General features: G+C 56.9%; 14 protein-coding genes. 10 read left to right on the top strand and 4 right to left on the bottom strand.

Annotated features, from left to right (window positions below):
- Nucleotides 1-21 precede the first annotated feature (21 nt).
- The 4 genes from GKC41_RS08350 (at nt 22) to GKC41_RS08335 (ending at nt 9,296) form a co-directional block, all read left to right on the top strand.
- Nucleotides 22-2,724 (top strand): family 78 glycoside hydrolase catalytic domain, encoded by a 2,703-nt coding sequence (locus GKC41_RS08350; protein ID WP_324612116.1) that lies wholly within the window; start codon nt 22-24, stop codon nt 2,722-2,724.
- A gap of 29 nt (nt 2,725-2,753) precedes the next feature.
- Nucleotides 2,754-3,998 (top strand): glycoside hydrolase family 1 protein, encoded by a 1,245-nt coding sequence (locus GKC41_RS09045; protein ID WP_154313794.1) that lies wholly within the window; start codon nt 2,754-2,756, stop codon nt 3,996-3,998.
- Nucleotides 3,999-4,085: 87 nt separating this feature from the next.
- Complete coding sequence (gene yicI / locus GKC41_RS08340) at nt 4,086-6,125, top strand: alpha-xylosidase (RefSeq protein WP_154313793.1); 2,040 nt, start codon at nt 4,086-4,088, stop codon at nt 6,123-6,125.
- An 87-nt stretch (nt 6,126-6,212) separates the two neighbouring features.
- On the top strand, nt 6,213-9,296 hold the full coding sequence (locus GKC41_RS08335; RefSeq protein WP_154313792.1) for a glycoside hydrolase family 3 N-terminal domain-containing protein: 3,084 nt from the start codon (nt 6,213-6,215) through the stop codon (nt 9,294-9,296).
- A 78-nt stretch (nt 9,297-9,374) separates the two neighbouring features.
- Here the strand turns inward: GKC41_RS08335 and GKC41_RS08330 are convergent, their stop codons facing one another.
- Nucleotides 9,375-10,055: a VTT domain-containing protein gene (locus GKC41_RS08330; RefSeq protein ID WP_154313791.1), complete on the bottom strand. Its 681-nt coding sequence runs from the start codon at nt 10,053-10,055 to the stop codon at nt 9,375-9,377.
- A gap of 906 nt (nt 10,056-10,961) precedes the next feature.
- Here GKC41_RS08330 and GKC41_RS08325 point away from each other — a divergent pair.
- From GKC41_RS08325 to GKC41_RS08305, 5 genes are all read left to right on the top strand, one after another.
- Nucleotides 10,962-11,954, top strand: a complete 993-nt coding sequence (locus GKC41_RS08325; RefSeq protein WP_229281738.1) for a LacI family DNA-binding transcriptional regulator — start codon at nt 10,962-10,964, stop codon at nt 11,952-11,954.
- A 300-nt stretch (nt 11,955-12,254) separates the two neighbouring features.
- Nucleotides 12,255-13,553, top strand: a complete 1,299-nt coding sequence (locus tag GKC41_RS08320; protein ID WP_418904400.1) for an ABC transporter substrate-binding protein — start codon at nt 12,255-12,257, stop codon at nt 13,551-13,553.
- A 246-nt stretch (nt 13,554-13,799) separates the two neighbouring features.
- Nucleotides 13,800-14,855 (top strand): carbohydrate ABC transporter permease, encoded by a 1,056-nt coding sequence (locus GKC41_RS08315; protein WP_229281737.1) that lies wholly within the window; start codon nt 13,800-13,802, stop codon nt 14,853-14,855.
- 5 nt (nt 14,856-14,860) lie between these two features.
- Nucleotides 14,861-15,799, top strand: a complete 939-nt coding sequence (locus GKC41_RS08310) for a carbohydrate ABC transporter permease (RefSeq protein ID WP_154313787.1) — start codon at nt 14,861-14,863, stop codon at nt 15,797-15,799.
- Nucleotides 15,800-15,912: 113 nt separating this feature from the next.
- Nucleotides 15,913-17,295: a GH1 family beta-glucosidase gene (locus tag GKC41_RS08305; protein ID WP_154313786.1), complete on the top strand. Its 1,383-nt coding sequence runs from the start codon at nt 15,913-15,915 to the stop codon at nt 17,293-17,295.
- A gap of 67 nt (nt 17,296-17,362) precedes the next feature.
- On the opposite strand, the gene GKC41_RS08300 is transcribed toward GKC41_RS08305, so the two are convergent.
- A complete protein-coding gene (locus GKC41_RS08300; protein ID WP_154313816.1) occupies nt 17,363-18,919 on the bottom strand; it encodes a dolichyl-phosphate-mannose--protein mannosyltransferase in 1,557 nt (518 codons plus the stop codon).
- Between the two features lie 226 nt (nt 18,920-19,145).
- Here GKC41_RS08300 and rsmI point away from each other — a divergent pair, with 226 nt between their 5' ends.
- Nucleotides 19,146-20,099 (top strand): 16S rRNA (cytidine(1402)-2'-O)-methyltransferase, encoded by a 954-nt coding sequence (gene rsmI, locus GKC41_RS08295; protein ID WP_154313815.1) that lies wholly within the window; start codon nt 19,146-19,148, stop codon nt 20,097-20,099.
- Here rsmI and GKC41_RS08900 read toward each other — a convergent pair.
- Both GKC41_RS08900 and GKC41_RS08285 read right to left on the bottom strand, forming a co-directional pair.
- Nucleotides 20,063-20,338 (bottom strand): hypothetical protein, encoded by a 276-nt coding sequence (locus GKC41_RS08900; protein ID WP_154313785.1) that lies wholly within the window; start codon nt 20,336-20,338, stop codon nt 20,063-20,065. The two genes, rsmI and GKC41_RS08900, sit on opposite strands and share 37 nt — an antisense overlap.
- Nucleotides 20,339-20,523: 185 nt before the next feature.
- Nucleotides 20,524-21,015, bottom strand: a complete 492-nt coding sequence (locus GKC41_RS08285) for a hypothetical protein (RefSeq protein WP_229281736.1) — start codon at nt 21,013-21,015, stop codon at nt 20,524-20,526.
- Nucleotides 21,016-21,167: the final 152 nt, after the last annotated feature.

Raw genomic sequence — 21,167 nt, 5'->3', positions numbered from 1 at the left:
ATCACTGATCATCATGGTCGTGTGAGCGTACATCGCCTGCATGTGGCGGATCAGATCTGTCTGCCCTGGCCGGGTGAACCATTGAAGTCCCGAGAATCCGCCGCTGTAAGGGTCAGAGTCTCTGGACAAGATGGCATCTGGTCCCCCTGGTCGGTCACGGCACGGGTTGAATGCGGTCTCCTCTCCAACCAGGACTGGTCGGGTTGCCCGGTGTCGCCAAGTGATCCAGTCGGAAGAGAGGACCCGGCACCGGTGCTCTCCAGAAGGTTCACTGTGGAAGGGACCTGTGCCAAGGCCCGGATTCATTTGACGGCAGGCGGTCTCTTCGTTGCCTATTTGGACGGTCAGCGTATCGGTCAGGATCAGCTATGTCCGGGCTGGACCGATTACCGGCACCGAATCAATGCTCTGACCTACGATTTGACCGATGCTCTGACGCCAGGCAGTCACCGGCTGGATGTCCTGCTGGGCAACGGCTGGTACAGGGGGCACCTAGGTTGGCAGCGCCTCACTGATTTCTACGGTGATCGTCTGTGGCTCATGGCCCAGCTGGAGTGGTTCGACAGCCGGGGGGAGCAGGTCCTGAGCGGTGATGATCAATGGACCTGGCATCCATCGCCCATAAGCTCGAATGACCTCTACGACGGCGAATGCAGGGATATGAGAATTCCCCTGCTTGAGGCCAGAGGGGTAGTACGCCGCGTACAACTGCTGCCCATGCCTCATACGAGCATCAGACCCCAGGAGGCCCCTCCGGCACGGATCATCCGTTGTGTGCCGGGTCAGAAAATCATCACCACGCCATCAGGCCGAACCGTCGTGGACTTTGGGCAGAACGTAGCCGGATGGGTCCGTATGGTGGTCAGAGGGGGCCGGCCTGGGGGCCGCCTGCAACTGCGTCATGCCGAGGTCCTGGATCATGGGGAACTGGCTCTGAAACCTCTGCGTCAGGCAAAGGCCACTGACGAGTACATTCTCTCCGGCACTGCCAACGAGGTGGTCGAGCCTCTGTTCACCCAGCATGGGTTCCGCTATGTGCAGGTGGAGGGCCTGGAGCCCGATGCCGATGTAAAGGCAGGTGATTTTCAGGCCTGCCTTGTCTCGGCCGTCATGGAGTCCACGGGATCCTTTACTTGTTCGGACGATCGGCTCAACCGTTTGTTTGAGAACGTTCGTTGGTCCACCATGGATAATTTCATCACCGTGCCCACCGACTGCCCGCAAAGAGATGAGCGTCTGGGATGGACTGGAGACATCGCCATGTTCGCGCCATCTGCACTGGAGCTTTTCGATGCCGATGCCTTCCTTTCTTCTTGGCTGACTGACGTAGCCAACAGCCAGGCAGCAGATGGAGGTATTCCACTGGTGGTCCCTGATGTTCTGGACGGACCTCGTCTGACCTGCGGTTGGGGTGATGCGGCGGTGCTCGTGCCCTGGGCCCTATACAGGGCGACTGGCGATGAGGCTGTCCTTCGTCGCTTCCTGCCCATGATGGACCGGTTCGTCGACGGAGTCCAGGATCTGACTCGTCGGGGCCTATGGCAGGGAGGCTTTCAATTCGGTGATTGGCTGGATCCTGACGCACCAGCGGACCAGCCCATGAAATCCAAAGCCGATCCTGACGTGGTGGCCACTGCTTTCGCGGCCCATTCGGCCGCTCTTGTCGCCCAGGCTCATGCCTGCTTAGGCCAAAAGGATCAGGAGCAACATTACCGATCCTTGGCTGATGGCATGGCTCAGGGTTTTCGTGACGAATATGTCAGCCCCAACGGGCGTATTCTTTCGGATTGCCCATCAGTCTACTCTTTTGCCTTGGATTGGAGTCTGTTGGAGACCGACAGACAACGTCAAGGAGCGGGCGAACGCCTGGCGGATCTGGTAAGAGCCAGCGGATTCCGTATTTCCACCGGATTCTTGGGTACGCCGTTCATATGCCGGGCGCTGACCATCAGCGGACATGCCGACTTGGCTGTCCGGCTGGTCCTTCAGGACCATTGCCCTGGGTGGCTTTACCAAGTGAATATGGGCGCTACCACGGTTTGGGAACGGTGGGATTCGATGCTGCCCGATGGGTCAATCAACCCTAATGGCATGACCTCCTTCAACCATTACGCTCTGGGCTCTGTGGTCTCCTGGCTGATCCAGGGGCTGGCTGGCCTGCGTATGGATGCAGCCGGTTGGCGAAAGGTGACTGTAGCTCCACTGATAATCCCGCAGCTTTCATTCGTTGAACTCCGTCTGGTAACCCCATACGGGCCGGTGAATCTGTCCTGGCAACGCCAGGATTCCAGCGCCACTGTCAGTGTGCATTTGTCCCTGCCGGTGGGTGTCAGTGTGAATCTGGCACTTCCAGGAGGCGTCAGTGGTCGATGTGACCATGGCGATTATTCCTGGATCCTGCCGGATCCTAATGTCAAACCGAAGAGGCAAACCCGGATCCGCACTATACGCGATCTGATTGATGCCCCCGATCTGCTGGCTGATCTGATTCGGACTTTGTCGGCCGTTGGCTCTCCCTCCTATAGAGGCAGTCAGGCTGATCTCAGCTTTTGCAACATCGCAAAACCTTGGCTGGATGCTCCTGTTGACAAACTTCCTCAGGTGGCTTCTCAGCAGGGTTTCCTCCCAGATGCTAAAGCCGTCGAGAGCGCTGTGGCCGGATTCCTGCAAAGGCATGGACTTGTCGCAGTAGGAAAGGCCGAGAACAAGGATTTTGATCAATGATTGATTTGAAGCAAGAGGAGGGGTAGACCGTGGCAAGAGTGTTTCCTGATCATTTCCTTTGGGGAGTTTCCACTGCCGGCCACCAGGTGGACGGAGGGGACACCACATCCGATATCAGCTTTCTGGAGGATGTGCAGCCGACGGTTTTCAAGGAACCGGCGGGGTCGGCTTGCAAGAGCTGGGAGCGCTGGCAGGATGATTTGGACCTGGTTGCGGGCATGGGTTTGAATTCCTACAGGTTTTCGGTGGAATGGGCGCGCATAGAACCCGAGGAAAAGGTCGTAGACCAGTCCGCCCTGGACCATTACGACCGCATGGTCGACGGATGTCTGGACCGTGGTATCACTCCGCTGATTACTCTCAGCCACTTCGTCTGTCCGCAATGGTTCGGGGCTAAGGCAGGATGGTTCAATCCCGACGCTCCCTCCTTGTTTGCCGATGAGTGCCTAAGGGTGCTGAAGGTCCTTGGCGATCGCGTTGCCATGGCTGTAACCTTTAATGAGCCGAATCTGCCCAGGATCCTCAGCACTGGCGCTCTGTCGCCCCAAGCTGTTGAAGCCCAGCGTCAATGCCTGGAAGCGGCCAGCCGCAAGGCGGGTGTCGAACGTTATCGTGTTGGCAATGTGGTGATTCCCGAGGAAGTAGAACAACTGGAACTAGGCTTCCGGAGGGCGCATGCCCGTGCTGTGGAAGCAATACGTTCCCAGTGCCCGAATCTGCTCGTCGGCCTGTCTCTGGCGGTCATTGATGAAAGTTATGTCAGTGAGAAGGGCAAGGCCCTGGCTCAGGCCCGAAGGGATGCCTGTTATCGGCCTTGGATTCAGGCCGTCCAAGGCGATGACTTCATTGGGGTGCAAAACTATGAACGGGAAACCATGGGCGATCAAGGTCCACTGGCGGCTCCGGAGGGGGCCGATATCAGCGAATCCGGTGCACCGGTCTGTGCTGGCTCCTTGGTCAATGCCGTGATCTACATCCGGGAACTGACCGGTCTACCCGTTCTAGTGACCGAGCATGGGGTCTGCACACCCGATGATCAGGTTCGTTCCCGCTTCATCAGCAGATCTCTGCCGCCCTTGGTAGATCTGGCGCGCGATGGCTTCCCGCTGCTGGGGTATTTCCACTGGTCACTGCTGGATAATTTCGAATGGATCAGTGGATATGACATGCACTATGGCCTCTGTTCCGTGGACCGATCGGGCGGCACCTATGACCGTACCCCCAAGGGCAGCGCCCGGACATACCGAAAGCTGGTGGCTGAGACGGTGATTTGAACAGCCTGTAATAGGGCTCCGGCATCTCCAGCTGAGAGTATAGAGTAACTCGACAATGAAGCGATGAAGCAAGCAAAGGAGCAAACCATGAAATTTCTAGATGGCATGTGGATGGTCAAAAAGGGCTTTGATGTCCGTTATGCGGCCAATGTCTACCAGGCCAAGATCGAACCTAAGAAGCTGACCCTGTATTGCCCATACGGTTGGCCCATTCATGAGGCTGGGCAAACAATCGATGGTGGCATCATGACCATCGAGATAACCAGCCCCAGGCCCGACATCATCACCACGCGTTTGATCAATTACCGGACGGATCGAAGCCGTTGCCCGGCCTTCCGCCTGAACGCGACCGATCCGGATGTCGCCATCGATGAAGACGATCAGGGCTGGACCTTCACTTCCGGACGCCTGACCCTGAAAGTCGACAAGGGCGATTTCCCATCATTCAAATATTTTTACGATGGCAAGGTTATAACCAGCACCGGCTTCCGCGCCAAGGGCCTGGTGACTGATCCCCAAGGCCAGGTCTTCATGTCCGACCAGATGGATCTGGCGGTCGGCGAGAAGATCTATGGTCTGGGCGAGCGTTTCACCAGCTTCGTCAAAAACGGCCAGAGCGTTGATATTTGGAATGCCGACGGAGGCACCGATACCGATCAGGCCTATAAAAACATCCCCTTCTATTTGAGCAATAGGAATTATGGACTCTTTGTCGACAGTCCTGACGAGGTCTCGTTCGAGGTCGGATCCGAACGCGTCACTAGGGTTCAGTTCTCTGTGCCGGGTCAGGAGATGACCTACAGCGTCATCGGCGGCTCGGATCTTAAATCGGTGCTGAACACCTACACTGATTTGACCGGGAAGCCGCCCCTGGTCCCCGATTGGAGCTTCGGCTTGTGGCTGTCGACCTCCTTTACCACTGATTACGATGAGAAGACCGTGATGGAGTTCGTGGATGGCATGGCCCAGCGAGACATCCCCTTGAGCGTTTTCCACTTTGATTGCCGATGGATGAAGGAACTTGAGTGGAGCAACTTCATCTGGGATCCGGACAAGTTCCCAGATCCTGAGGGTATGCTGGCCAAGCTCCACGACCGAGGGCTCAAGGTCTGTGTTTGGATCAACCCTTACATAGGCCAGAAGTCGCCGCTCTTCGACGAAGGTGCGGCCAAAGGCTACTTCATCAAGAAAACCGATGGCCAGGTTTGGCAGTGGGACAAGTGGCAGGCGGGCATGGCCATTGTGGACTTCACCAATCCCGAGGCCACCGCCTGGTATCAAGGCAAGCTCAGGCACCTTATGGACCAGGGCGTGGATTGCTTCAAGACTGATTTTGGCGAGCGAATTCCTACTGAAGGTGTCGTTTTCCGCGACGGCTCGGATCCGCATATCATGCACAACTACTACAGCTACCTTTACAACAAGGCGGTCTATGATCTGGTTGCCCAGGTCAAGGGCGCCGACCAGGCCATCCTCTTCGCTCGCTCGGCCACGGTGGGGTGTCAGCAGTTCCCTGTGCACTGGGGCGGCGATTGCTGGTCCAACTATCCGTCCATGGCCGAATCCCTCCGGGCCGGCTTGTCCTTCGGCATGTCCGGCTTCGGTTACTGGAGCCATGACATCGCAGGATTCGAGGACAAGCCCACCCCTGACCTGTATAAGCGTTGGACCCAGTTCGGTCTTCTTTCCTCCCACTCTCGCTATCATGGATCCCGGGAGTACAAGGTGCCTTGGCTCTACGGTGACGAGGCCGTGGACGTGGCCCGGGAATTCACCAAGCTCAAGCTCAAGTTGGTTCCTTACCTCAAAAAGATGTCCATGGAGACCCATGAGACTGGATTGCCCATGATGCGGGCCATGGTTCTTGAATTCCAGAACGATCCCACCTGCGAGGACATTGACACTCAGTACATGCTGGGTGATGACATCCTGGTGGCCCCCATTTTCTCTGAGGATGGCAGCGCTCGCTTCTACGTGCCGGATGCTGGCGGCGACCAGTCAGGAAAGCCTTGGACTAATCTTCTCACCCACAAGAGCTATGAGCCAGGCCGTTGGTATGAGGAGACCTATGACTACCACACGCTGCCGGTTCTGGTTCGACCCGGCACGAATCCATTGGCTGTCTGAGCTCAGCCGCCCGTCGGTTTCTCGCTTTCACTGTGGGGAATCGGCGGGATGAGCGTTTATTCACGTCGCTAAACAAGGGAGGGTCCTATGAATAGAAAGATTGATGGCAGGCTGCGTCGATCTGGTTCCGGAGGAGGGGCCCGGTCGGTTCTGGCAGTGGCCCTGCCCCTGGTCATGGGAGCTGGGAACGTGGCTGGAAAACTGTTCGCTAACGTTCTGGACAGTTATCTTGGCCCAGGCAAGTTAAGGATTGACAGAGCTCCGGGGACCCGTGACTGGGACGCAAGGTACTATCAGCCTGTCACGAATTCCCTCCAAGCGGCCAAGGCTGCCAGCGATCAGGTCTCACAGGAGATGGCCAACGAAGGCATCGTGCTTCTCAAGAACAAGGATCTCCTGCCCTTGCAGGAAGGTACCTGTATCACGCCTTTTGGCAGAGCCTATCTGGATCCGGCCTACGCTGGGACCGGGGCTGCCGCGACGACCGACCGGGATCGGGTGACCCCGGCCCAGGCCCTTGCCAGGCATTTTTCCATTGACGAGAGCGCCTGCCATGTCATGCAATCGGCTAAGACCTCCTATCCTAAGGCAGCTGCGGGCACCAGACCCTTGGATGCTGACAGGAACTCCCTTCAGGCGGTCATGGACAAGGGCCGATCAGCCCAGATTCCGGAATATGATCCAGCCATATATAGGAACTTGGAGGAGCAGGTCACTGGAACGGTGGGGCTGGTGATTATAAGGAGGGACGGGTCTGAAGGCATTGACAAACGGACAGAGCCTTATGAGGATGGGACCCGCCATTATCTGGCTCTGACCAAGGCTGAGCTGGGTACCATCGACGCGGCTAAGCGGCTCTGCGGTGCAGTAGTGGTGGCTCTGAACACGGCCAACCCGATGGAGCTCGGTCCGTTGATGGCCGGCACTCATGAAGTCGACGCAATCCTGTGGATCGGAACAACCGGATCGAGGGGATTCGACTCCTTTAGCGACATTCTGGCCGGCTCGGTCAACCCCTCAGGCAGGACAACCGATACCTACCCTACCGATTTCACTGCAGATCCTACTTTTACAGACTTCGGTGAGTTCCACTACAACAACGCCTCTGTTACCGATCGGACCCTTATCGGTGATTTGGTTCCCCATGGCAGCTTCGGAACCATTGATCGGCCTTTTGTTGAATATCGGGAAGGCATCTACCTGGGATACCGGTATTACGAGACCGCAGCCCTTGAAGACTCGGAATTCAGATATGGACAGCTGGACGGCAAGGGAGCAGTGGAGTCGCCGGGCGCCGTGGCATATCCTTTCGGCTACGGCCTGAGCTATACCAATTTCAGACAGACACTTGACCGGGTGTATCTGCGCGATGACGGTTTCATCGAAGCGAGGGTGAATGTAACCAATATTGGTTCGCGGCCAGGCAAGGACGTGGTGGAGCTATATTATTCGGCTCCTTATACCGAGTATGACAGAACAGAGCATATTGAGAAATCCGCTACTGTTCTGGCTGCCTTTGCCAAGACCAGGATTCTTGAACCCGGAGCCGGCCAAGAGGTTGTTCTCACCTTTCTGCGTGATGACATGGCTTCATACGACTATCATCATGCCAACGAAGACGGAACCATTGGCGCCTATGTGCTTGAGGCGGGCGACTATGCAATCCAGTTGAAGGCCAATGCCCACGATCTGATCGACTCAGCCATAATAACAGTCGATTGTACACAGGTTTTCCAAGGGCAGCATCTTCCGGAGGGCGACCGTCTGGCACAGTCTTCGCTTGATGATGAGGGCAGGCCCACTGGTAAGTCGGAGTCGGGCACATGGAGGCCGGTCAGCAACCATTTCGAAAGCCTGAACGTCTACATGGATGATCCCTCGGTGGTGCAGCTGACTCGGAGCGATTGGAGGGGAAGTCAGCTGCGACCTATACCTGCTCGGACCAAAGCTGCCCCTCAGCCGGCCCTGGATGAATTCAAACGCTATGAACGATTTGATCCACGCTGCGATCCGACGATGGGCAATGGGAAGACCAGCCAGGTCCATTGCGACCAGGAGCCGGTCAGCGGCGCTAAAAACCGTTTGTCGCTGATCGATCTACGGGCCAAGCCTTACGCCGACCCTGACTGGCAGCAGCTTCTGGATCAGATTGACTGGGAAAAGGACAGGAGCGATATCCAGCAGCTGCTGTTTATGGCCGCCTATCAGACCAAGGATCTACTCTCTCTGGGCAAGCCTATGACCGTCGACAAGGATGGGGCAATGGGTTGGAGTATCAAGGGAGCTTCCTCCTGGGCTGGAGCCAACGTGATGGGAGCCACCTGGAACAAGGATCTTCTTCGGCGGATGGGCTCCTGCCTGGGTGAGGAGGCGCTGCACTCCGGGCTCAATGGATGGTATGCGCCTGGTGTCAACATACATCGCTCTCCCTTCGCCGGGCGTGTCTACGAATTCTATTCCGAGGATGGACTTTTGTCTGGCAAGCTGGCAGCCGCGTGCATTCAGGGAGCTGGGGATAAGGGCGTATTCAGCTACCTCAAGCACATGGTGCTCAATGACCAGGAAAGTTTCCGCTCAGAGGGGCTGGCCACCTGGGCCAACGAGCAGGCGATTCGGGAGATATACCTCAAACCCTTCCAGATTGTCTGTCGGGAGGCCATCACTGCCGTGCCCTACTTGGACACCAAGGGTAAGCGGCATATGAAGGTCATGCGAGCTGCGACCGGGATCATGTCTGCGCAGAACCTGATCGGAGGGGTCATCGGCTTTGGCCACCGTGGCATGCTCACGGATATTCTGCGTGGCGAATGGAACTTTCATGGGGCGGTAATAACCGACCTCTTTCTATCCAAGTCCCATGCAGAGCGCGACCTGGCATTGCGTGCCGGCAGCGATATGTACATGATTCAGACCCCAGGATTCAATGCTGAGGATTATGACAGTCCAACCGCAAGGGCTGTCATGCGTCAGGCCATCCATCGCATACTCTATATGACGGTCAATTCCAATGCCATGAACGGGGTTCCCCCTCGGTCGCGACTAGGCGTATCTCCGAGTCCCTGGAAAGTCGGGCTGCTTGCTGCAGATGTGGTAGCCGTTCTGGCGGAGGGGGTCCTGCTGTTTGGCGGTTCCCTGCAAAGGCGCCGCCTTCATGGTCGAAGCAAGAGGTGAAAATCACATCGGCTTATATCGCTCGGAGGAGAGCAGACATCGACATGTGCACTGGGCAAGCACGCCTGACAAGTAGGCTCATTCCGTCTCCGCTGGCTTTGACGTGCTCTCGTGCTTTTTGCCGAACTTTGCCTTGAGCAGGCCGATGACTGTGGGCAGGACCGAGATGACCAGGATCAGAATGATGACCAGCTCGAAATGCTGCTGGACTGCGGGGATGCCACCGAAGAAATAGCCCAGGAGGGTGAAGAGACTCGACCATACCAACCCGCCTAGAACGCTGAAGGGGGTGAAGCGCCGCCAGCGCATTCCGGAAATGCCCGATATGAAGGGCATGAAGGTCCTGATAAAGGGGAGGAAACGTCCCAGGACCACGGCTAGGGGGCCCCACTTGTCAATCAGACCTTCGGTTTTGGCGATTCGCTCGGGGGTCAATGACTTCACACGCCCCGAGCGAACGATGGCCCGGCCGAAGAAGTGCCCGATGAAGTAGTTGCTCTGGTCGCCAAGGATGGGGGCCAGCCAGACGACTGGCAGGAGCACGTCCAGGGCCATGCCGCTGGATGGGTCATGGGCGAAGACGCCGGCTGCGAAGAGCAGGGAATCTCCCGGCAGGAAAGGCATGAAAACCACGCCGGTCTCAATGAAGATAATCAGGAAGATGAACCCGTAGGTCGGTACCAGCCCCATGGCGATCCAGCTCGCGATGGCGCTGCGCGGATCCTTGAGCAGGTGTATCAGCCAGTTGACGAACCCCATGAATCGTGTTCCATTCCGTCGATGTGTGCTTTTCCAGAACCGAGACACACTTTAACAAGCTGGTCCTGGCGCCCGGTACCCGCTGGTCCTATTCCTTGCGAGGACAACACAACCTAGACAGCTGCGATGTATGCGACAGATGCTCATGGTCATTAATTCTGTTGAAGCGGATAGGTGTTGGATTTCCTGCGAAACAAGACGCTGGACTAATTTGCTACATTGCCAAATGGACACTCCAACTATGGGATGGATGTTTGTTCGCTACTGATTCAGCCTTAGTGAGCTGAGTCAAGGTACTTGCAGGATGAGCCAACCGACGCAACTTTTGAGTATAGATAGTATAAATGTTATTGAAAAACCAGATAATTGGTTGCCTTAAAAAGTGCTGCACCGAGACAACAAGAATCAGCTTGGCACTTGCAACGGTCTCTTTTCCGGTGAGTTTTATGGTTTTACCATTGCTTTTATGGCGCCAATCCAAATTTGGTTCTCTGTATCCTTTCATTGGACACAGGAGCAATAAAAAGCTGCGCTGCAATCGGTACAGCGCTTTTCTCTGTGCAATGGTGGGCGGAGACCAGCGAAGATGGCGGAAGGGCAATTTACATGGATCAATGTCGGATTTGATTAGTACTCAGGGCAGGAGACGTGTGGAAAGTCACTCGCGTGAGGAAGCGAATAGCAACCCAGTTCAGAGCAGAGCGGCATTGGTTCTTGCGCCGATCGCGAGGGTTGCTTGGCAGCACTCTTCAAGGAGCAATCTTAGCTGTTGATGTCTGTGAAGCCTTATCCCGGCCCACTCTCTTATGCTGCAGCTCCAGGTCTGTAAATTCTAACAAACTTGCGTTATCGAGCAGTAGCACGAACTACAGGCTATGAGATGATGTGAACATGCCTAGGAAACGTATGAATATAGCCACAATACGTGATGTGGCGGCATTGGCCGGAGTGGCTGTCTCCACTGCTTCCCGCGCCTTGGGCAAAGGGTCGGCTTCTCCCGAAACTCGGAGGAAGGTGAGGGCGGCAGCTGAGCAATTGCATTTCACCCCTAGTGCAACGGCGCGTCAACTTTCCAACGGCCATACTCGAATCATTGCCATCGCCATTCCAGAAGAGACCACCTTTATTTTTCATGACCCTTTTATAGCGGCTGTTGTGAGCCAGCTGACGGTTTCCTTGTCCAAACTCGGATATCTGCCTTTTCTGGCCTTGGTGGATTCCAAGGATGAAAGCGGGTTTGTCAGATTGCTGGAGAGCTCTGGTGCCGAAGGTATGGTTATCACTAGTTTCCGGTATTCCAAGACATTCGTCAGCGTCATTGAGAACTTTGGAAAGCCAACCATCTTTATTGGTCGTCCGCCGGACAATTTGGACTACCCCTATGTCGACATTGACAACCGGCAGGGTGGCAGATTGGCGGCCGGCGCTCTGCTGCAGAAGGGACGGTCCAAGGCATTGATGATTGCGGGCCCCAAGGATATGCGGGCTCCCAAGGAGCGTTCGCAGGGCTTCGCTGAAGTGTTCGCCCAGGCTGGTGGCGAGGTTGAGGTGGACGAGGGGCGTTTTGCCTTGCAACATGGCTACGAAGCCATGGGAAGACATATCAGATCTGGGTTAGATGCAGATTCGGTCTTTGCCCAATCCGACCAGATTGCGGTAGGAGCCATGCAAGCTATGCGGGAGCATGGGGTAAGGTGCCCAGAGGATGTGTCAATTGTTGGTTTCGACAACTTGGATGTCGCCAACGTCCAGCCTCTTTCTCTAACGACCGTAGCCCAACCCGTTTCAGATATGGCCAAAATGGCTACTGACATATTGACCAAACGAATAGAAACGGGTGTTTGGGTCACCAGGAAAAAGATATTCGAGGTGAAGCTGATTACTCGTGGCTCGGTTTGAGTGTCAGGGGATTAAACCGATATTTGTAGTTTTTCGGTTTGGCCACAGTAGATGGCATTCCATGTCCTCTTCATGAAAGGGTTTGTGGTTTACGGCCGGTTTCTGGACCGGTTGTCAGCACGAAGTAAATGCACCGAGGCGGGGAATGTGGTATAACAGTTTTGGAACCGGTTCCAAAACGTTAGTGTTAACTGTTCAATGGTGAAATTCAAAGCTGATTTGAAAGGAATGGCTTCCGAATTTAAAAACTGAAAGACAGTAGCCGATTCGTACACGGATGTATGAATGGAAGGAATTGACATGAAAGGTAGTTTCAAAGCCATAGCCGCGACCTTTGTGGTTCTGGGCTTGGTTAGCATGGGCGGCTGTGGGGGATCTGCAGATGCCGCGAAGCAGAACGGGAAGACCGTCATCAAGATTCAGACCTTTAACAACTTCGGATATGGCAAGAGTACCTCGGAGAAGCCGGGCGCCAACCTCTGGGCGCAGTACGAAAAGGAACACCCGAACATCAAAGTGGAGGAAACTGTCGCCGCTTCTTCGGATGATGCCAGATCAACGTTCAACACCGCCATCTCCTCCAACTCTGGGGCTTATGACATCTATGCCGCAGATATAGCTTGGATGCCCTCCATCACCGCCATGCCCAATAAATTCATTGACTTATCCTCTTACATTAAGAACAATGACTGGATGGACTGGAAGGTTCAGGGTGGCAAGGCTGCCGACGGGAAGACGATTGGCGCTGGCAACGACATCGGGCCTACAGCCGTCTGCTACCGTTCCGATCTCTTTGCTAAGGCAGGTATACCTACTGACCGTGAGCAAGTCAAGGACCTCCTTGGCGGTGATTCTGCCACTTGGGATCAATATTTCAAAGTAGGCGCTGAGTATCACCAGAAGACAGGGAAGCCCTGGTATGATGCCATGGGCGGCATTTGGGGCGCTATGAAGACCCAGATTAAGGAGTCTTACGTCAAACAGGACGGAACAATAATCGCAACGAATTCAACAATCAAGAACCTCTATGACCAGTTGACTGCCACCACGGAAATGTCAGCGCATCTGTCCCAGTGGTCTGATGACTGGAACTCGCAATTCAAGGCTGATAACGGTTTTGCTACGATCATGTGCCCCGCCTGGCTGCTTAACAACATCAAGGGCAACTCCGGTGACTTCAAGGGATGGGATATTGCCGATGTGACTCCTGGTGGCGGAAGCAACCAAGGTGGTTCTTGGCTGGTGGTTCCCGAAACCTCCAAAGTCAAGGATGAGGCTGCCAAGCTGGTTGCCTGGCTGACGGCACCCGAGCAACAGGTAAGCACTTTCAAGGCAGCATCCAACTTCCCCAGCTCTCCAACGGCCCAAAAGAACCCGACAGTTTCCGGCAAGCTCGACCCTTCGATGAACAATGCACCGGTGGGCAAGATCTTCACGGATCGGGCAAAAGCGGTGAAAATCGTTCCCTATACAGGCAGTCAGTATTATGACATCGATGCGAAGCTGGGTGACGCCTTGGGCAGGGTGGACGTAACCAAGGAACAGAATCCTGATGCGTCTTGGAAGCGTTTCGAGCAGGACGTTAAAGCCCTTTCTTGATAATCAGCCAATCATCCGGCTCTCTGAGGTTGGATGATTGGCCTTTCAATGTGAACGGTTTTCGGCATGACCGTCTCAGAATCGTCATGCTGTTCATAACTCATAACAGATACTGGAGTAAAAATGACTGAGAGTCATGTCAGTACTCATGTGAAACCGGGCGGTTCCAGTTTGAGGTCAAGATTAGGCATCCTCGAATGGAAGGCATCGCCATACCTGTATGTAGCACCTTTCTTCATACTCTTCATGTTTGTAGGTTTGGTTCCACTGATTTATACGGTCTGGGTGGCTATGCGCCAGTACAATACCCTTACCGGAGATGCCGGATGGGCTGTGTGCGGATCGGTCTGCCACAATGCCACACCCGGGTGGACGGGCAACTTCTTATGGGTGTTGCACCAACCCTCGTTCTATGTGGCCTTGCGGAACTCGCTTTCTATATTTCTTATCAGCACCATTCCTCAAATGATTCTGGCTCTCCTTTTGGCATGGGTCCTCAATGCTAATCTTAAAGCCAAAACCTTCTGGCGAATGGGCGTGCTTCTGCCATATGTTGTTGCCCCTTCGGCTGCCGGCATCATTTTCTCGCAGATTTTTTCCGACAAGATGGGCGCCATCAACGTACTCCTCCAAACTATCGGGCTGCCGACCATTATGTGGCATGGCAGTGCCATCTGGTCTCATATAGCCATTGCCACAATCGTGAATTTCCGGTGGACCGGATACAACGCATTGATATTCCTTGCGGCCATGCAGGCCATTCCCAATGATGTGATGGAGGCAGCGGTCGTCGATGGGGCCGGCAAAGCACGAACATTCTTTTCAGTGACTCTGCCCCTGCTCAGGCCAACACTGATTTTTGTGATCATCAACTCCACCATTGGAGGTCTGCAGATTTTCGATGAAGCCCAGCTTTTCCACAATGGTACCTCGGGGTATGGCGGGCCCAATCAGCAGTATCTGACTATATCCATGTATTTATGGACACTGGGCTTCAATAACGTGACTATAGGACAGCCCAATATGGGGCGAGCCGCTGCGGTTGCCTGGTTCCTATTTGTCATCATCGTGGTTATAGCCTTGCTCAACTACTGGTTGACCAAGCGGTTGACTAACGGGAGTGGTGCGCGGAATACGCGGCAGACGGCAAAGACCGCTAAAGCGGTCAGATTCCGGGAGTATGAGCAAGCTGTAAATACTGGGGTCGTCGCACGCCTTGGCCGGTCTGGTCACGATGTCCAAGTGAATTCTGATGGTCCGGGATCGATTGGTTCGCTCATCCGTCACGACGAGGAAAGGTAAGCATCATGGTGCGGAAAACGCTTGGATCCGATAATAGGGAACTGGGTGTTGAAACCCTGGATCAGCTCTATGGGAAAGGCGTGGCCCGGGCGGCCAGAAAGAAGCGCCTGGCTGTTACCTCAGAAGGGCGCAGGCCCGGCAGCGGGAGTTACGCGATCCTGGTCGTCGCTTTGCTTTTGAGCATCTTTCCTCTCTACTATGCCTTTTCAATTGCTTCGCAGGACAGTCCCAGTACGCAGTACGGTGTCAGAGCGCTAATACCAGGTGGAAGTCTGTTTAGCAATATAGCCAGAGCCTTTCATGACATCGATTTCTGGCAGGCATTGGGAGGAACCTTCACAGTGGCTGCCATTGTGTCTGTCTCTACAGTTTTCTTCAGTACGCTAGCGGGCTATTCCTTTGCGAAGCTTCGGTTCCGGGGGAGAGGTGTTCTGCTGACACTGGTTGTCGCAACCATGACCATTCCTCAACAGCTGAGTGTGATTCCACTGTATATCCTTGCTAACAAGGCAGGGCTCTTCGGGTCGATCTGGGCTGTGATCATTCCGGGCCTGGTCAGTGCATTTGGCGTTTTCTGGATGACCCAGTATCTGCAAGATGCCTTGCCGTATGAACTGATTGAGGCAGCAAGGGTTGACGGGGCGACGATGATCAGGACATTTTGGTCTGTGGCCTTGCCGGCGGCGAGGCCTGCGGCAGCCATGCTCTTCCTCTTCACATTCATCGGTCAGTGGACCAATTACTTCTGGCCCATGCTTGTGCTCGGTCCCAATAAAAACAAGATGCTTACGGTGGCGGCGGCAGCTCTGAAAGGTGCACATTTTACCGACTACACGGTGGTCATGTCAGGTGTCATCCTCACTACATTGCCATTGATACTTCTCTTCTTCTTCGCCGGACGCCAGCTGGTTTCCGGTATTATGGCCGGAGCTGTAAAGGGTTGATGAGCAATGGATATATAGGTGGTCAGGTCTATAGGGCATTTTAGATGGGCTCTCCACGTGTGACAGATAAGCTGAAATCAGATAATGAAAGTGAGATAGGCATGGAGAACGATATGTTGTGTAAATTCCCGCAGGACTTTACCTGGGGTACGGCAACGGCATCCTTCCAAGTAGAGGGTGCAGCGCATGAGGACGGCAGGGGAGAGTCAATCTGGGACGTTTTCTGCAGGCAGCCGGGGACGATAGTTGATGGCTCTAATGGCGATATCGCCTGCGATCAGTACCACCGCTACCCAGAGGACATTGCTCTGATGAAGCAGATGGGGGTGGGGGCCTACCGGCTGTCTGTGGCCTGGCCTCGAATCGTGCCGCAGGCAGGCGGTGCCATCAACCAAGCCGGCCTGGACCACTACCGGCGGGTGCTGGACATGCTGCTGGACAACGGCATCAAGCCTGTGGTCACCCTCTACCACTGGGATCTGCCCCAGTACCTGCAGGAGGTTGGGGGGTGGGGCAATCGCGACACCGCCCAACGATATGCCGACTATGTGGCCGTCCTGGCCAAGGCTTTGGGCGATCGGGTGCAGACCTGGACTACCCTGAACGAACCCTGGTGCTCGGCCTATCTGGGCTACGGCAATGGCGGTCATGCCCCTGGCATCTGCGACTATGGGCAGGCTCTTGCAGCGGTCCATCATCTGAATCTTGCCCACGGGCTGGGAGCCCAGGCCATCCGTGCCGAGCTGGGCGACAGGGCGCGCGTATCGGTGACCCTGAATCTGCAGGTCAACCGAGCCGATAGCGACAACCCGGCGGATCAGGCGGCCAAGACCCGGGCTGACCTCTTCGCCAACGAGGTCTGGCTGGGTCCCATGCTGGCCGGAACCTATGACCAGCGCATCCATGATACCGCTGAGGGTATCACTGACTGGAGTTTCGTTCATGATGGCGATCTGGAGCAAATTCATCAGCCTTTGGACGTGCTGGGGATCAACTACTATTCAACCAACCATGTGCGGGGTCGAAGCGTTGCTGGTTCCGAGCGCAACCCCATGCCTGCCCAGGATATGGTCGAAACGCTGCCTCCTCAGGGGCCGTTGACTGCCATGGGCTGGAACCAGGAGCCACAGGGGTTGACTGATCTGCTTATGGAGGTCTCCAGGCGTTTCCCTGAGCTGGAGCTCATGGTCACCGAGAACGGCTCTGCCTGGGAGGACCAGGTCAGCGCGGATCCATCCTTCCCTGGAGGTAAAGGGGTACACGACCCTCAGCGAGTAGCCTATCTGGACGAGCACCTGCGCGCCGTGGCCAGGGCCATTCAGGCCGGTGCCCGTGTGACCGGCTACTTCGCCTGGTCCCTGTTGGACAACTTTGAGTGGGCCTTGGGCTACACCAAGCGCTTTGGGCTGATCAGGGTCGACTATGACACCCAGGAGCGAATCTGGAAGGATTCCGGTCTGCGGTATGCGCAGATCATCCACGACCGGGTAGTCTGAGCACGAAGGCTTATAAACGCGTCCGCGAGGCGGTCGGGCATCGCTGTCCGACCGCCTCGCCTTTGTCTTAGATCCAGCTGGACAGCCACATGTGCATGCGCCAGAAGTCGTATGGAATGGGCATGGCGGTCCACAGCGGATAGAAGAAGACCGAAGTCAGGCCAAGCAGGGTCAGGCCCATGATCATGGTCTGCCGGTAGAGGACGCTGTCCGAGTTCTGCCGTAGCCAGTTGACCACGTAACAGATTGCCAGGATCATCCAGGGCAGGATGACGATGGAATAGAAGGTGAAGGTGGTCCGGTTCATGTATTGGATCCAGGGCAGCCAGCCGGCCAGCATGCCTGCCAACACACCCCAGATGCGCCAATCTCCGTGCCTGACCACGACGGCGATGACGATGGCCAGGATCACGCAGATGCTGCCAAGCCACCAGGTCAGGGGATTGCCCAGGGAGGTGACGGCCGCCACGCAGGGGGAGTCCTTGGCCAGCCCGCACAGACCGGGGAAGCCCGTGAGCTTCTGCCAGTAGAAGCTGGTGGGCCTGATCTGCAAGGGCCACGTCAGGGGGTTGGCCATGTATGGGTGGCGGGTATGCAGGGTGGTGTGGAAGTGCCACATCTGTCGGTGGTATTCAGCCAGGGACCGCAGTCCCTCCGGCAACCAGGTCAGACCCTGGCCAGGATGCTGGGCTGCCCAGCTGTGCATGTAGGAATCACCGTGCAGGAACCATCCCGTCCAGGAGGCCAGATAGGTGCCTGCCCAGACGGGAATCATAAGCAAGGCCGCCGGCAGCCCGTCCCTGAACACGGCGCTCTGCAGCCAGGATCCGTACCCTGCCTGATGGCGCTCCCAGCCGTCCCAGAGCACCGAAATCAGGGCAAAGACGGCGAAGAAATAGGCACCTGACCACTTGGTGCCGGTGGCCAGACCCAGTAGCAGGGCGGCGGCCGTCCGCCACCAGGACCAGGCGATGAAGGGGCCGGTGGTGGCCACGGGCAGCTCGACACGGCTTTCCTGCCCTTGATGCCCCTGTGACTGAACGACCTTCACCCGGTAATGCAGACGGAAGTCAGCCTGGTCCTTGGCCCAGGATTGTCGCAGCCTGGCCCGAGCCCAGTCCCGATGGCCCATCAGGCACAGCCAGGCTCCAAGGACGAAGATCATGACGAAGTTGTCCAGCAGGCCGGTACGGCTCATGACGATGCCCAGACCGTCTATGGCCATGAGGAAGCCGGCGGTCAGAGCGATTGGCAGGTTATGGAAGAGGCGCAGTGCTACACGGCAGAGCAGCAGGATCGCGATGGTGCCGGCCAAGGCAGTAGCCACTCGCCAGGCGAAGGGGTTGCCGGCTCCACCGAAGAGCTTGAGACCCAGGGCGATGCACCACTTGCCCACCGGCGGGTGAACCACGTATTCGGCCTGAGGCAGCCAGCCGCTGGTGTGCCCCTGGGCGAAGATCTGGTCGATGGGTAGTTCCAGCGGGCCGGCTGTTTTCGGCCAGTTGCGTGGCTCGCCGGTCATCAGCATGGTCCAGGCATCTTTGACGTAATAGGTCTCGTCGAAGACGATGGCCCGGGGGCTGCCCAGCCGTACAAACCGCAGGAGCCCGCCTAGAAGAGCCATGAGGATGCAGGCCAGCCAGCCGCTTTGCCGATGGGAGAGCCGGGGAATCCAGTTGATCCCTCTCTTGGTATGCTGACCCTTGGGCCTGCTGAAGATGGACAGCATGGCAGGGCGACCGGACCGGTGGGCGGCGTGCCTGCCGTGTCTGGAGGAGCGATGCTGCGAAGAAAGCCCTACCAAAGATGTCATCACCCCTAGATTAGGCCATACTAAAGGCATGAGCAGCATGAATGGCCGGAGCGATGGACATACACAGGGCGGAGAAAGTCTTAAGGAGCCGATTTCATCCAGTGTTTCACGTGGAACAGTGGTGCTGGCGGCCACGCCCATAGGCAATGTCGCTGATGCCTCGACACGGTTGGTGGAGCTCCTGCAGTCGGCGGACTTGGTGGCTGCGGAGGACACGCGCAGGCTCTATGATCTGGCCAACCGGTTGGGAGTGCGCGTAGGCGGCAGGGTCATGGCCTATCACGATCACAACGAACGGCGGATGGCCGATCCCATTCTGGACCAGGTTCGCGACGGAGCTTGCGCATTGGTGGTCTCGGATGCGGGCATGCCCACCATCAACGATCCGGGCATGGCCATCGTCAGGCGGGCCATCGAGCGAGGCATACCGGTCACCTGCGCTCCTGGACCCAGCGCCGTGCTGGATGCCCTGGCCCTCTCCGGCCTGCCCACCGACCGCTTCTGCTACGAGGGGTTTCTTCCCCGCCGACACCAGGAGCGGCTACGGCATCTGCGCACTCTGCGTAGTGAGGAGCGGACCATGGTCTTCTACGAGACTCCCCACCGCATTGATCAGGCTATGCAGGACCTTCAGGAGGTCTTTGGCCCCGACAGGCTCATGGCCCTCTGCCGGGAGCTGACCAAGGAGCATGAGCAGATCCGGCGGGGCACCATCGGCGACATTGTGCGCTCCCTTCAGGAGGACCCTCCCAGGGGTGAGATGGTCCTGGTCGTGGCCGGTGCCTCCGCCCTGGAGGCCAGGCGCAATGATCCTGATGCTATGGATGACCGGCAGCTGGCTGCTCTGGCACGTGACCTGTCCCGGTCCGAGGGCCTGCGGCTCAAGGAGGCCATCGCCCGGGTGGCCGGCGAGCATCCCCTGGCCGATGGCAGTCTGCCCAATCGCAAAAGGATTTATGCCCTGGCCGTTGAAGAGGATAAAGAGGACTGATTCCCGTTCCCCCCTTCCAGCAGTACCTCCAGTGCCCTGCGCACACCGGGCCCGCCCAGTTGAGAAACGGCCTCCAGCAAGGCGGGCGAGGCAGCGGGATTGGCTACCAGCCATCGACGTAGCTGGGGCTCCTCCCGGGCGATGGCCCAGAGGATGCTCGGGTCGGTCTCTGGGTCTGTGGCCATCAGGGCCGTTGGCACCAAAGGAGGCTCTGGCGGTGGGGCGCGTACCTCGGCCATTGGTTCCAAGCTATCGGAGTCCAAGCTATCGGAATCGTCTCGGTTCAAATTGTCTTCCGCCCGGGGGAGCGACCGGCTGCTGACGGCAGTCATGAGCCGGGCCATGCGCTCAGCAGCGGAGAATCCACGACGGCCGCGGTGCCGATGATGGCTATGCCCACGTTGGCTGCCTATCATCGTCTGGTTCATAGGATCGCCTTGAGTCGTCTTATGGTCTCAAGTCCTTGAGCGTGGCCAGGCCAGCGCGGGTTGGAGGACAGGAGCTCCTCGCAGGCTCCACAGCTGACCTGATACCGCTCCATGAGCTCATGCAAGACCGCTGTAATCTCCTCCCCGTTGCATTGGCCCGAGGAGTCGCAGGCCAGATCACAGGCCGTCCAGAGCGGCGAAGTCACCCAGAGCTTCCCGAGCTTCATCAGATAGCGGGCATCCAGCTGTCGCTGGTGGGGTCGCAGGGGCCTGCCGTGAACCGGCGTGCGGAAGTGGGAGTTGGAGATGATGTCCAGCGCATCGGGGAATTGGCCGTTGATCCATATCCAGAGCGCCAGACCGCCGCATGCCGCTGCGCCGTAAGGAACCATGGGCGTGACGATGGAGGCGCGACCGTAGAGTCCCTCAGCCTGTTCGTTCAGATAGCAGCAGGATTGGTCCAGACAGGTCACGATCCCTTCCTTCACCAGCAGACTGAGGCTGAGTGGACCGGGCAAATCCTCGGTTCGGATCAGACTGGGCAGTGGCTCGGGTTCGGGGGCCTGGGCCCCGAACCCGGTCGTAGAAGGACGGCTGCGAGTATGTGTCGGCGCTCCCCCGGCTTGTAGTGGTCGACTTG

It is taken from the genome of Bifidobacterium asteroides (assembly GCF_009683175.1).
GTDB lineage: Bacteria > Actinomycetota > Actinomycetes > Actinomycetales > Bifidobacteriaceae > Bombiscardovia > Bombiscardovia asteroides_H.
The sequence above is the reverse complement of the archived record's forward strand: the minus strand, read 5'-3'. Positions and strand labels throughout refer to the sequence as shown.